Here is a 13,240-nt window from a genome sequence, read left to right on the forward strand (position 1 = left end):
TGATCCGGGCACGACACACAACCTGTGGGAGCGGGCTTGCCCGCGAAGGGGCCGCAAGACTCAATACCAATGTGCCTGTCAGATCACTATCGCAGGCCATCTCCCACAGCTTGCCTTGACTGATCGTCAGAACAGATAGCTGGCCTTCAGCCCGCCGTTGAAGCCATGGCTGTCGCCGCCACCGCTGGCGCCGATTTCCGCCCCCACGCTCCACGGACCAAGGTTGGCCATGACGTTGACGCCACCGGTGAACTGGTCACGGTTGTCGAAGGCGGCTTGCTGCTCGATGTCCAGACCCAGCAGGTGCCCTTCGCTGTCGACTTCAGGGTCGCCCAGCACATGCTCGTAGCCCACTTGCACCCCCGGCACCAGTTGCCAGGCGCCCAGGCTGACCGGTGCAAAGGATGCGTTGAGATTGGCCACCGCGCTCTTGCGGGTCTCGTGGATACCATCGACGTCCAGCGCCAGCTCGCTGCCTTTTTCCTGGAAGCCCGACAGATTGACGCGGCTGATCCGCACACCGAGGCTTGGCTCGAGGGTCACGCCGTTCACCGGAACCCGGTAGCCCACGGCCAGGGTCGCACCGGTGAGGTTGCCATGGCTGTCGCCCTTGGCCGTGCCCAGGCCGCCGCCGAGTTCGCGCTTGCTCTCGTAATCGAGATAACCGGCGCTGGCATCGGCATCCACAAACAGGCCGCGCTCCAGACCGCTCGGTGCAAAGCGGGCACCGACGCTGAAGAAGGTCAGGTCGGTATCGGCCTCGCCACCCGCGCCACCGACATTGCCGCGGCTGTAGCCGAAGCCGGCATGGGCGCTGAGCTGTTCGGAAAAGCGTTGGGTCAGGCCAATCATCAGGCCCTGGCTATGCTCGTTGCTGCTGGAGGCCTGAGAGGAGCCGTCGGTGCCCAGATACCCCGCCAGGGCGGTGCTCCACAGACGATATTGCCCGGTCTTGAGGTCGGTGCCACTGGTGAAAGGCGCAGCAGCCTGATCGATCATCGCGCCCTGGCGCAGCAGGTAGCTGGCAGCGTCGGCATGCACCTGGCCGCCAACGGTGGACTCGACGCCCCCGAGGCTGCGCGCATCGATGGCCGATTGCAGGTAGTAGTTATAGGCGCTGTAGGTGCCTGACAGGTTGCTGTTCTGCAGTTGTTGCAACAACTGCGCGCCGGCCGCGGCGTTGCCCGCCAGGTCCGCTGCGCCAGGCAAGCTGTTGTAGAACACCATCTTGCCGCGCAGCACGTAGATGGTTTCCTGGGACAGGCCCAGGCCTTGCTTGAGGTAGTTGTCCATGGTGCCGTATTGCGCGGTTACCTGGTCCAGCCCGGCTTGCAGGTAACCGGCCTCCACACCGATCAGCGGCCCATAGATGGTCGCCAGGCTCGGTGGCAACGCCGCCAGGGTCGCCCTGATGCGCTCGGCGGTGTAGTCGTTGGTCGCCAGGTAGTTGCTCATGATGGTGGCATCGTCGACCCCGGCGATGCTTTGCAGCACAGCGGCAGTCCAGCCCGTGCGGTCCTTGCCGGCGGTGCAATGGAACAGCGCGGCACCGTCGACCGTGGCCAGTTCATTGAACAACTGGTTGAACTCGCTGCGCATCCCCGCGTTCCTGACGAAATCACGGTTGGTGTCCTGCATCATCGCGGTGGCTTCGGCGGCGCTGTGGAACGCGATGTTGGTGACGTTCGCGCCAGACGTGGAGCCGCCGATGATGTCGATGTTGCTGTAGGTCGCGCCCGTGAGCATCGTGTCGGGCGTGGCGGCGATCTCGGTGGGCGTGCGCAGGTCGTAGACCGCCTTGATGCCAAGGCCGTTGAGGGTCGCCAGATCCGCCGCCGAAGGCGTCAACGCGTTGGAGCGGTAAAACACCCCGCCACGCATCGTGCCGTCGTTGGCTGTGGTGTATGCCGTGGTGAGACCGGCGACATCGCGGAAATTGTCGATGCTCTTCAGGCGTGGCGTGTTGAGGGGGACTGTCTCGGCCGCCTGGGCGGCAGCGATGGACAGGCTCAAAACAGACAGCGAACACACAAGTCGTTGGAACACAGGGCAGCCTCATTGGAGTCACGTTGGGCTGACCAATATCTACATTGCATTGACGTTGAACATGACAAATCGCCTGCAAACGCAAATCGCTGCGCGATGTGTCCGGGTGGCTCGTTTTCTGTCCGTGCATGGCCCGGTGTGCGGCCAGCTTCAATGCCGAAAACCAATGACAGGCCGGGTGGGAAACGTGCTGCGCAATGGCCGCCGGTCAAATGCCAGACGCAAAAAACCCGCTTTTCAGCGGGTTTTTGGCTTTTCTGAATCTGCTCGCTACTGCTGTGAACTCAATGGGATTTCTTCGAGGTCGACATCCCGGCTTTACTCAAGCCTTTGGTGTTGTGTTCACCCGGCGTCGAGGCCGAAATAGCCCTGGCCTTGGAGAGGCCGCGAGTGTCCTTGGAGTGGGCGATGCCTGAGGTCGTGCTGCCATGACCGTTGTCATCGTTGCGCTCACTACCGTAGTGGTTGCCGCTCAGGCCATGGTCGCGCACGGATTTGCCGGCATGGTCGCTGTCCAGCCCGTTGCCGCGGCCGTTACTGCCGGAGTGGCCTGTGCCGGCGTGTCCGCCACCCATGCCGCCGCCGTGGCCGCCACCGTTTCCGCCGCCATTACCACCGCCGCCACCGCCGCCACCGTTTCCACCGCCACCACCACCGCCGTCCTTCGCGTAGGCGGAGCCCATGATCGACAGGCCATCAGGCAGCAAAGGGGCGGCTGCAAGCATCATGGCGCATGACATTACAGCAACGAGACTCTTGTTTTTGAAAAGCATGATTGCTTCCGTAGGTGGTTGATATCGCGTGACGTATGACGCGATATCCCTCAAACAGTTCAAGCGTCACGACAGGCGGCTGGAAGTTCCTTCACACATCAATCGAACACACCGTTGAGAATTTCATAAACGAGCCCGGTGGCCAACGCGACCAGGATCAGATCCGTGCCGACTTGCTGCCACTCGTAGCCGTCATAGTGGGGCAACCTGCCGACCAGTCGGCCATCCAGCTTTTTGGCAATGCCGGGTGGAAGCGGCTTGCCTCGGGCAAGGTTCTTTTGAATACCCGGTGGCAAGGCAGGCCCGGGACTCCAGTAGCCCGTGCTGGCGCCAATGATCTCGAGCACGCTACTGCGATTGATGCTGGGGCCATGACTCCAGTCCCCGCCGCCGGAATTCTTGTTCTTGTTGCCCTGGTTGCCATGGTTGGCCTTGTTGTTGCCCTGGCCGTTTCCTGGATCAGCCAGCACAGTCACTGAGCCGCTGGCCAGGGCCAGGCAGGTGATTGCTGCAATCAACGATCGAGACTTGATCATGAGTCGTTCCTTCGTGGCGGGAATATTCCCTTAATTTTAGACGTCATTGACGGCGTTGGTTCCATCGGGTCACCGAACGCCAAACTCGACGCCCGCCCCGGCGCATGGAAGTGCTGATTCCGGGAACTGGGCATTGGCTGATGGAGGAAGCATCGACGCAGACGATTGCGGCGATTCGCGGGTTTATCGAGAAGCAATCTTCTTCGATGTGAGTCCCCGCTTGATACGTCGCAGATACTTCAATGCATGGCGCTGTTTCCCGATTGTTACCTCAGCGCAGCAGTTGTCACTTCTGCGCCGCCGAACGGGCCAATAGAGTATGGCCGTCGGTGTGGAACAGGCTCGTCGACTTGTCGACCCGCGCAAGCACCGATCCCCCCATCACGGAAGAGGTGAATCATGAGTTTCGTCAAAGTGGAAAAAAACCAGAGCAGCGCCCCGTCGGATGCCGACATGAAAAAAGCCATGGTCGAGTCGGGCGGCCAGCCGGGCGAGGTCACCGGAAACAATGCCGCCCGCACCCTGACCTACACCGGCGCGGTCAATCACACGGTGTACGAGAACAAGCTGATCGAGATCGCCAGGGGCAAACGCACCAGCTGGAACTTCGTCTGGGCCGATGCCCGGGCTGCCTGAGGTCAAGGCGGGGCGGCCGATCGGCTGCCCCGCTGACCCGGCCCCCGATACAACCCCGATACCCGCTTGTAACACCAAGACACTTAGCCGCCCTGCCCCTCGACCCTAGAGTGACATCGTCAATGGACTGCAGCGCCAAGCGTCAGCAGCCATTGTTTGCCCAACACACCACCAAGGAAGAGGGAAACCATGAGCAAGTCAATCGCTGTCAGCCAACAGAGCCAGCAGCTTCACAATGATGTGCAAGAAGCCGTCAAGTCGATCATGGGTGCAACGCAACTGAAGGCGTCGGATTACGGCCGGGTACTGAGGTCGGCCCTGGCGGCTTCGCAAAAAACCGTCACCATCGAAATCGCCGCCGGCGACCTGACGCAGCTGAAGAAGTCCGGCTACAAGCTGTGCTTTGCCAAGAAGGTGGGTGACGCCGACTACAACGTGGTCTGGCAGTCCTATGACGCTTACCTGAGCAACAACGAGTTCAGCTGGACGCCTCAATATCAGCTGTTTGCGTCCAACCTGTTCAAGGCAAATGTGCAGGTCAAAGTCTCGACCAACATCGTCAATATCGGCCTGGGGCAAACATCGACACTCGATGAGCACGGTCTGCTGAGTTCGGCGGTTACGGGGGGGCCGAGCATTTCCATGACCTTTGTAAACGACTACGCCCCCATCCATCCGGGTATCAACCAGCTCTCTACCGGCATTGATGGCAATCAGGTCAGCACGCCCATTTACGTTGCGGTGGATCAGGTGGTCACCGGTGAAACCGTGCTGACGCCGGTGGAAACCATCCTCGTGTGGTTCGAACAGAACGTACAGACCAGCACCATGTTCAGTACCTCACGCTCCAAGGCGATCGAAATCGACCTGACGTTCGATAACACCGCAGGTCGCCTTTACGAAGGCGGTCAGTGGAAAACCGTGTAACCGTCATGCCAGGGCAACCTTGCGGTTGCCCTTTCACTTCTCTTTACCCGCCGTGGCGAAGTAGCCCGTCAGCGAGCGACAGATCGACTGCGCGAGGTCCTCCTGGGTGGCGATGCCATAGGGTCGATCACGATCGAACTGCGCCGACCAGCGAATCCGCCCCTGCGCCACATCCACCAGGCGCAATGACGCGCGCACCCGCGAAGACTCGACCCGCACGCTGCCCTCCAGGCAATAGCTGTAACGCCCGCCACGCTTGAAGTCCGGTACTGGCTCACTGTTGCGTGCCACCCGCATCAACACATGATTGGTCCCGGTCTGCGCCTGCTCGAACGACTCGAACAGTCGGCAACTCAACTCTTCGCACAAGCCCCGGGCAAAGTCATTGCCATCGCGGGTGAGGCAGGTAAACGGCTGGATCTGGACCACAGGATGGCGAGTGCCGACGCCCTTGGGCCGCAGCCGCTGATAGGTCAAGCGATAACACCCGGGTGGAATGCTGAAGCGCACCGGGTCCTGCTGGCCGTTGCCGGCGTAATGCGCTGCGAGCTTGCGCCGCAAGCGCCCCACCTGCACCCGCACCACCGGATCGTCGCCGGTGCAATACACTGCCGGGTCACGACGAAACACCGCGATGCCGATGGCGTGTTCGGTCAGCGGCGTTTTACAAGCCTGAAGGTCGTGCTCGACCAGAAAGCGCAACAGACTGCCCATGCGCCTGGATTTGGCAAACAACGGGCTGACCAGCAACAGCGCCAGCACCCGCTCGATTTCTTCCCGATCGAGCGGCTCGGGACCCCCCGCCGCCGTCGAATCGGTCATGCTCATGCTCATGATCACCATCGCCTGCCTCCGTGCAGGTTGCCGACAGGAATGGATGTCGCACTCCGTGATTACCCTCGCAGCGTGAGCAGGATCGGCGCTCGGGCACTGCAACGACCAAGCTTAGCAGCCGTGTTGATATCGGCAGGCAATTGCGATGGTAGCAACCCGCCATCCGACGAACGTTCAATCTTGACGTCCGAAAAACTTGTAGGACTTGCCCCTTTGTGGCGAGGGCGCTTGCTCCCGCCGGGCTGCGAAGCGGCCCTCATACCTTGCAACTCATTTCCTCAGACACATCGCAGTGCCCGGTTTTACGGCACCAGAGCCGCCGTACGGGAGCAAGCTCCCTCGCCACAGGGGGTATTTGGCGTCCTACAGGCCGGTTGCGGCCGTCGAAGTCGATGCCTAATGTGCGCCCGTCGCTGACTTGAATTGGCGATTGGGTTTCGCAGCCCTGTAGATACGTGTAGTAACCTTGCCGCCCACCAAACCACTGACGGTCGCGTCTGCGCCCGCATGTCGTTTTATGGTGGCTGTGTGCGGGAGATCTTCGGGTCTGCCGGGTTCCTCGTATCCTCGGTCTGCGAACCCGCACATAGCTACCACCCCATTCGATTCGCAGCGATCGGGAGTAGCTCTTCTTACAGATACGAGGAAGTTTTACTTATGACGACTAACAGTCCGCCCCGCCGCTTCACCCCAATGAAACAAATCGCCACCAGCTACCCCGTCCTCCTCATCGACAGCGACGCGCCCTTGCGTGAACTCCACAACTGCGTCGCCGAACGCCTCAACGCGGTCCTGCAATACCTCAACCTCATGGCCTGCACCAGCCTCCCCGACTACGCCGAAAACGACATCAATACCGTCAGCAACATCTCGCGGATTCTGCTGCAGGATGTGCGGGATGTGTTTGGGGTAATCGAGCAGCGGGGGTTTGAGGCACCAAAGCATCGCTGATCATCTTCGGACAACAAAAAACCGCGTAACCGCGGTTTTTTTGTCGCTCCACTGCGCACTCTTCGCCGCTCTGGTATGTCTCAAATAATTGAAACTGGGCCACGAAAATAACGCCGTTCGAACTACTCGGCCATGATCGCCTGGTACTGCTTTTGGTACTCCGCATAAGGCAGCTTTTGATCCATCAGTGCTTTGAGCCGTGCTTCTTTGTACTGCGCAGGCGTCAGCATTCCAACTGGTACAGACGTGCTTGTAGCAGCCGAAGCCTGATTCGACGGTGTAATGTTACCAATGCATTGATATTTAACGATCATTTGGCCTGCGGTGCAGTTACCCCAGCCATCCCGCGCTTGGCAATTCTGAGTTTGCCCGCCGAAAGGTTCTGCGCGTTCATAACCCCACACCGCACATTTGCTGTTTGCAATGGATACAGCTTGATTGTAATCAACGACCGGTGTCTCAAAAGGTTTGAAGTCGTAAGCCATATCAATCGAACCGTCCGCACGGCTACCGCCGGTTGCGTAGAAGTTTTTACGAGTGGAACAGCCTGTGACTACCACAGCCAGCATGACCAGAATAAGTAGCTTACGCATTGATAAAATCCATTTGAGATTCAAGTGCCACAATGATGGCAATAGGCCTCATTTCTGTCTACACAAACGACAAATGAATGGACGAGCGATTCGGTTACCAAGACGGTTAATGACCCAAACAGCCTGCCGGACTCAATAGCTCGATACAAAAAGCCCGGCACAAGGCCGGGCACTTTTATGCAAACAGAGTCGTATCCTGACCGCCAGCCAGTTTGCCGCCACTGCCTTGCTCGCGAAAGCGGAGTGTCAGTCAACATTGATGTTGAAGCTAATGTCCCTTTCGCGAGCAAGCCCGCTCCCACAGGTTATGTGTGACCATTGCCCCAATGAGGGATCAGAAGTTGGCCGGGGTGTTGGCGCTGATGATTTCCGCTTCATCCGCCCCGATATTGCGAAACCTGTGCGGTAAGGTCGTCGGGAAGTAATAGCCATCCCCGGCGTTCAGCACGCTCACCTGGCCATCCACTGTCAACTCAACCGTGCCACGGGTCACCAGCCCGCACTCCTCGCCTTCGGAATGCACGATCGGTTCTTCGCCGGAGCTTGCGCCCGGTGCGTATTGCTCGCGCAGCAGGCGCATCTGCCGGCTCGGTACGGACGCGCCGATCAGCAGCAGGCGCAGGCCGTGGCGGCCGAGGTCGGGCTGTTCGTTGGCACGGAAGACGTACTGGTGTTCGCGGGGTGGCTGATCGAAGGTGAAGAAGTCGGCCAGGGACATGGGGATGCCCTCCAGCAATTTCTTCAGGGAGCTGACGGAGGGACTGACCCGATTCTGTTCGATCAGGGAGATGGTTGCATTGGTGACGCCGCTACGCCGGGCCAGCTCACGCTGGGACAGTTTGTAGCTTTCGCGTACTAATTTGAGTCGTGAGCCCGTGTCCATGACAGCCTTATGTGCCAACCCGCTTTCGCGAGCAAGCTCGCTCCTACAGGGATAATGGATGGGTGGAGTACAGGCGCGGATCACGCCGTTTTCCGGTCCCGGAAACGTGAAAGGCGGCTATTAAATCACGTTTGTTGGTAATGCTCAGCAGGTTCGATAAACGGCTGGAAAAATAGCCATTTGCAATGAAGTTGCACAACCTGTGGGAGCGGGCTTGCTCGCGAAAGCGGTGTGTCAGGCGACATCTGTTTTGGCTGATATGGCCTCTTCGCGAGCAAGCCCGCTCCCACAGGGGACCGCGGTATTTCCGGGATTAAAAAACCGGCGGCACCCTTTGGGGAGATGCCGCCGGCGAGGTAAGGCTTAGATGCCGAAACGGTCGCGCAGCGAGTAGTACACGGCGCCCAGGGCGGTCAGTGGTGCCGAGAAGGTGCGCCCGCCGATCATTGGCATGTGCGGCAAGGAGGCAAACGCGTCGAAACGTTCGGCGTCGCCACGGATCATTTCCGAGATCAGTTTGCCGGCCAGGTGCGAACAGGTCACGCCGTGGCCGCTGTAGCCCTGCATGTAGTAGGCGTTTTTCTCGATACGGCCGAACTGCGGCATGCGCGACATGGTCAGCAGGAAGTTGCCGGTCCAGCGGTAGTCGATCTCCACGTCCTTCAATTGCGGGAAGGTCTTGAGGATTTTCGGGCGGATCAGTTGCTCGATGTCATTCGGTTCGCGCGCACCGTAGACCACGCCACCGCCGTACAGCAGGCGGTTGTCCGCGGTCAGGCGGTAGTAGTCGAGCAGGTAGTTGCAGTCTTCGACGCAGTAGTTGTTCTTGATCAGGCTGCGGGCCTGCTTTTCCGATAACGGCTCGGTGACGACGATTTGCGAACCGCACGGCATGCTCTTGCTGGTCACGCGGTTGTCCAGGCCTTGCGGCAGGTAGGCGTTACCGGCGATCAGCAGGTACTTGGCCTTCACCACGCCCTTGGCAGTACGCACGGTGATCGGCTCGCCGTAAGTGATTTCCACCGCAGCCGATTGCTCGTAGATCTTGCCGCCCAGGCCGATGATCGCCGAGGCTTCGCCGAGGGCCAGGTTCAGCGGGTGAATGTGTCCGCCCTGCATGTCCAGCAAGCCGCCGACGTACGCATCGGAACCCACTTCGCGCTTGATGTCGGCTTCGCCGAGCAGCGTCAGGTTCTTGTTGCCGTAGCGCTCCCAGCTTTTCTTCTGCTCGGCCAGGCCCTTGAGTTGCTTCTTGTTCATCGCCGCGAAGATGCCGCCGGGACGGTAGTCGCACTGGATGTCGTAGTGCTGTATGCGCTGACGAATGATGTCGGCGCCTTCGAAAATCATGCTGCCGAGCACTTCGGCGGTCTTGTCGCCGTAGCGCTCTTCGATGACATCGACGTCACGACTGTAGGAGTTGACCAGTTGGCCGCCGTTGCGACCGCTGGCGCCGAAGCCGACTTTTGCCGCTTCGAGCACGGTCACGCTGTAGCCCGCTTCGGCGAGGAACAGTGCCGAGGACAGGCCGGTGTAGCCGGCGCCGATCACGCAGACGTCGCAGTCCACCGCCCCTTCCAGCACCGGGAAATCGCCGGTGAAGTTGCGGGTGGCGGCGTAGTAGCTGTTTACATGCTGTTGATTGCTGGAGCTGTGTTTCATAAATTTCTCCGATGGCCGCCGCAGGTTGCCGGCGACCGCCGCTTTATTGTTGTTAGAGCTTGATCCAGGTCGCTTTGAGCTCGGTGTACTTGTCGAACGCGTGCAGCGATTTGTCCCGACCGTTACCCGACTGCTTGTACCCGCCGAACGGCGCGGTCATGTCGCCGCCGTCGTACTGGTTGACCCAGACGCTGCCGGCACGCAAGCCACGGGCGAAGGTATGGGCCTTGCTCAGGTTGCGGGTCCAGACGCCAGCGGCCAGGCCGAAGATGCTGTCGTTGGCAATCGCCAGGGCTTCTTCAGCAGTGTCGAAGGTGATGACCGACAGCACCGGGCCGAAGATTTCTTCCCGGGCGATGGTCATGGCATTGGTCACGCCGTCGAAAATCGTCGGCTGCACGTACTGGCCACCGGTGTCTTCGAGGGTGCGGCTGCCGCCGGCGATCAGTTCGGCGCCCTGCTCCTTGCCGATGGCGATGTAGCGCAGCACGTTGTCCAGTTGACGCTGGTCGACGACCGCGCCAACGGTGGTCGCAGGATCGAGTGCGTGGCCCGGCTTCCAGGCTTGCAAGGCTTCCACCAACAATGGAATGAACTGCTCGCGAATCGAACGCTCCACCAGCAGGCGCGAACCGGCGGTGCAGACTTCGCCCTGGTTGAAGGCGATGGCGCTGGCCGCTGCCTGTGCTGCCGCGCGCAGATCCGGTGCATCGGCGAACACCACGTTCGCGCTCTTGCCCCCGGCTTCGGCCCAGACGCGCTTCATGTTGCTTTGCCCGGCATAGATCATCAGCTGCTTGGCAATCGCCGTGGAGCCGGTAAAGGCCAGCACGTCGACATCCATGTGCAAGGCCAGCGCCTTGCCCACGGTGTGGCCGTAGCCCGGCAGGACGTTGAACACGCCTTTCGGGATGCCGGCATCGAGTGCCAGCTGCGCGATGCGGATCGCGGTCAGCGGCGACTTTTCCGAAGGCTTGAGGATGAACGAGTTACCCATCGCCAGGGCCGGGGCGAATTTCCAGCTGGCCATGATCAGCGGGAAGTTCCACGGCACGATGGCCGCGACCACACCGGCCGCTTCGCGCGTCACCAGGCCCAGTTGATCGTGGGGCGTGGCGGCGACTTCGTCGTAGATCTTGTCGATGGCTTCGGCGGTCCAGCGGATCGCGTTGGCGGTCGCCGGAATGTCGATACTCATGGAATCGCTGATCGGCTTGCCCATGTCGAGGGTTTCGAGCAGGGCCAGTTCTTCCTGGTTCGCCAGGATCAGGTCGGCGAAACGGATCAGGATGCGCTTGCGCTCGGCCGGGGCCAGGTTGGCCCACACACCGGATTCGAAGGTGCGGCGTGCGACAGTGACTGCCGCATTGGCGTCGGCTTCGTCGGTGCTGGCGACGTTCGCCAGGAAGCGGCCGTCCACGGGGCTGATGCATTCGAACGTGGCGCCACTGGCGGCCGCGCAGTATTGGCCGTCAATGAAGGCACGACCTTCGATTGTTAGGGACTGGAAGCGTTGCTCCCAATCGCTGCGAGTGTTTGTCATGGTTGTGACTCGATAAGTGATCGTCGGACTGATGCCATTCGGTCATGGATCAGATTGCCGCAGTACCTGTGGGAGCGAGCTTGCTCGCGATAGCGGTGCAACAGTCACTATTAATGTTGAATGTGACGGCCTCATCGCGAGCAAGCTCGCTCCCACAGGGGACTGGTGGTGTCACAGACTCTGTGTACACCACCCATCCACGAGGCCGTTAAACGGTGTGCAAGTACCAGTTGTACTCAAGGTCGGAGATGGAGTTCTCGAACTCGGCCAGCTCGCTTTCCTTGCACGCCACGAACACGTCGATGTACATCGGGTCGATGTAGCGCGCCATGACTTCGCTGTCGTCCAGCTCGCGCAGGGCATCGCGCAGGTTGTTCGGCAGGCTCTGCTCGTTCTGCTCGTAGCTGTTGCCTTCCACCGGGGCGCCCGGCTCGATCTGATTGGTCAGGCCGTGGTGCACGCCGGCCAATACCGAGGCCATCAGCAGGTACGGGTTGGCGTCGGCACCGGCCACGCGGTGTTCGATGCGCACGGCGTCCTTTGAGCCGGTCGGTACGCGCACGGCCACGGTGCGGTTGTCGATGCCCCAGCTCGGCGAGTTCGGTACATAGAACTGCGCGCCAAAACGACGGTACGAGTTGACGTTCGGGCAGAGGAACGCCATCTGCGCCGGCAGGGTCTCGAGCACACCGCCGATCGCGTGACGCAGCGCGGCGTTCTGCTCGGGATCCTCGCTGGCAAAGATGTTGTTGCCTTCTTTGTCGAGAATCGAAATGTGCACGTGCAGACCGTTGCCCGCCTGGCCCGGATACGGCTTGGCCATGAAGGTGGTGTCCATCTCGTGGTCGTAGGCGATGTTCTTCACCAGACGCTTGAGCAGGACCGCGTAGTCGCAGGCCTTGATCGGATCAGCCACGTGATGCAGGTTGACTTCGAATTGCGCCGGGGCGCTTTCCTTGACGATCGCGTCAGCCGGGATGCCCTGCTCTTTCGCGCCTTCGAGGATGTCTTGCAGGCAATCGACGTATTCGTCGAGGTCGTCGATCAGGTACACCTGGGTCGACATCGGACGCTTGCCGGAAACCGGCGAACGCGGCGATTGCGGACGACCGTTCACGTTGTCCTGGTCGATCAGGTAGAACTCCAGTTCGAACGCGGCGCAGATGGTCAGGCCCAAGTCGTCGAACTTGCGCACGACATTGGCCAGCACTTCACGCGGGTCGGCGAAGAATGGCTCGCCTTCGAGTTCGTGCATGGTCATCAGCAGTTGCGCAGTCGGGCGCTTCTGCCAGGGTTCGATGCTCAGGGTGCCCGGGATTGGGTAGCAGATCCGGTCGGAGTCGCCGATGTCCAGACCCAAGCCGGTGCTTTCCACCGTGGAGCCATTGATGTCCAGAGCGAACAGAGACGCCGGCAGGTTGATGCCTTTCTCGTAAACCTTATGAAGACTGGTGCGCTCGATGCGCTTGCCGCGCACCACACCGTTCATATCCGCAATCAGAAGGTCGACGTACAAAACCTCAGGATATTTCTTAAGGAATGCGTTTGCTTCGTTGAGTTGAACGGTACGCAGAGGGACCGACATGATGCACCTATTTTTTACTGTTAATTATTATGTTCACCGCCCTTTCACGAGCCCAGTCAATCCGAAAGGCAAAGTGAAGTCAATAGCGAACACCTGGCCTTTCAACGTTTATTTTCGGGCCTCTCAGAAGGAAGAGAGTGCCAGATACGCCCTCAAACACGCGTAAATCCTGAAGATCGGACGTTCGGCGTTTAGAATTTTTTACATGGGAGTTGTTAATTAAAATCAACAAGGCTAAGCTCCAGAAAAGCTCGTTCAAGTGTGAAACTTC

12 protein-coding genes are annotated in these 13,240 nt (G+C 60.1%); 3 read left to right on the top strand and 9 right to left on the bottom strand.

Annotated elements, in window-relative coordinates; all coding sequences use genetic code 11:
- Positions 1-126: 126 nt before the first annotated feature.
- From KSS91_RS17075 to KSS91_RS17085, 3 genes are all read right to left on the bottom strand, one after another.
- Positions 127-2,046, bottom strand: coding sequence for a tyrosine-protein phosphatase (locus KSS91_RS17075; RefSeq protein ID WP_217835510.1), 1,920 nt, complete (start codon positions 2,044-2,046; stop codon positions 127-129).
- A 284-nt stretch (positions 2,047-2,330) separates the two neighbouring features.
- Positions 2,331-2,819 (bottom strand): hypothetical protein, encoded by a 489-nt coding sequence (locus tag KSS91_RS17080; protein WP_217835511.1) that lies wholly within the window; start codon positions 2,817-2,819, stop codon positions 2,331-2,333.
- A 98-nt stretch (positions 2,820-2,917) separates the two neighbouring features.
- Positions 2,918-3,355: an anti-virulence regulator CigR family protein gene (locus KSS91_RS17085; protein WP_217835512.1), complete on the bottom strand. Its 438-nt coding sequence runs from the start codon at positions 3,353-3,355 to the stop codon at positions 2,918-2,920.
- Positions 3,356-3,754: 399 nt separating this feature from the next.
- On the opposite strand from KSS91_RS17085, the gene KSS91_RS17090 reads away from it, so the two are divergent.
- Together KSS91_RS17090 and KSS91_RS17095 are read left to right on the top strand one after the other, a co-directional pair.
- Positions 3,755-3,991: a hypothetical protein gene (locus KSS91_RS17090; RefSeq protein WP_217835513.1), complete on the top strand. Its 237-nt coding sequence runs from the start codon at positions 3,755-3,757 to the stop codon at positions 3,989-3,991.
- Between the two features lie 189 nt (positions 3,992-4,180).
- On the top strand, positions 4,181-4,918 hold the full coding sequence (locus KSS91_RS17095; protein ID WP_015095576.1) for a hypothetical protein: 738 nt from the start codon (positions 4,181-4,183) through the stop codon (positions 4,916-4,918).
- Between the two features lie 33 nt (positions 4,919-4,951).
- Here the strand turns inward: KSS91_RS17095 and KSS91_RS17100 are convergent, their stop codons facing one another.
- Positions 4,952-5,746 (bottom strand): hypothetical protein, encoded by a 795-nt coding sequence (locus KSS91_RS17100; RefSeq protein WP_437179759.1) that lies wholly within the window; start codon positions 5,744-5,746, stop codon positions 4,952-4,954.
- Between the two features lie 663 nt (positions 5,747-6,409).
- Between KSS91_RS17100 and KSS91_RS17110 the strand changes: the two genes are divergently transcribed.
- The gene (locus tag KSS91_RS17110; protein ID WP_217835516.1) at positions 6,410-6,703 is read left to right on the top strand and encodes a fructose-bisphosphate aldolase; all 294 of its coding nucleotides are present in this window, start codon (positions 6,410-6,412) and stop codon (positions 6,701-6,703) included.
- Between the two features lie 122 nt (positions 6,704-6,825).
- Here the strand turns inward: KSS91_RS17110 and yecR are convergent, their stop codons facing one another.
- The 5 genes from yecR to KSS91_RS17135 all read right to left on the bottom strand — a co-directional run bounded on the left by yecR (position 6,826) and on the right by KSS91_RS17135 (position 12,969).
- On the bottom strand, positions 6,826-7,296 hold the full coding sequence (gene yecR / locus KSS91_RS17115; RefSeq protein ID WP_102701228.1) for a YecR family lipoprotein: 471 nt from the start codon (positions 7,294-7,296) through the stop codon (positions 6,826-6,828).
- Positions 7,297-7,630: 334 nt separating this feature from the next.
- On the bottom strand, positions 7,631-8,179 hold the full coding sequence (locus tag KSS91_RS17120) for a cupin domain-containing protein (protein ID WP_007975263.1): 549 nt from the start codon (positions 8,177-8,179) through the stop codon (positions 7,631-7,633).
- A 363-nt stretch (positions 8,180-8,542) separates the two neighbouring features.
- On the bottom strand, positions 8,543-9,841 hold the full coding sequence (locus KSS91_RS17125; RefSeq protein WP_217835517.1) for an NAD(P)/FAD-dependent oxidoreductase: 1,299 nt from the start codon (positions 9,839-9,841) through the stop codon (positions 8,543-8,545).
- A 52-nt stretch (positions 9,842-9,893) separates the two neighbouring features.
- Entirely contained in the window at positions 9,894-11,384 is a 1,491-nt protein-coding gene (locus KSS91_RS17130) for an aldehyde dehydrogenase (protein ID WP_217835518.1), read from the bottom strand.
- 208 nt (positions 11,385-11,592) lie between these two features.
- Positions 11,593-12,969 (bottom strand): glutamine synthetase family protein, encoded by a 1,377-nt coding sequence (locus KSS91_RS17135; RefSeq protein ID WP_104447513.1) that lies wholly within the window; start codon positions 12,967-12,969, stop codon positions 11,593-11,595.
- Between the last annotated feature and the right edge of the window lie 271 nt (positions 12,970-13,240).

It is taken from the genome of Pseudomonas azerbaijanorientalis, assembly GCF_019139795.1.
GTDB classification, from domain to species: Bacteria; Pseudomonadota; Gammaproteobacteria; order Pseudomonadales; family Pseudomonadaceae; genus Aquipseudomonas; species Aquipseudomonas laurylsulfatiphila.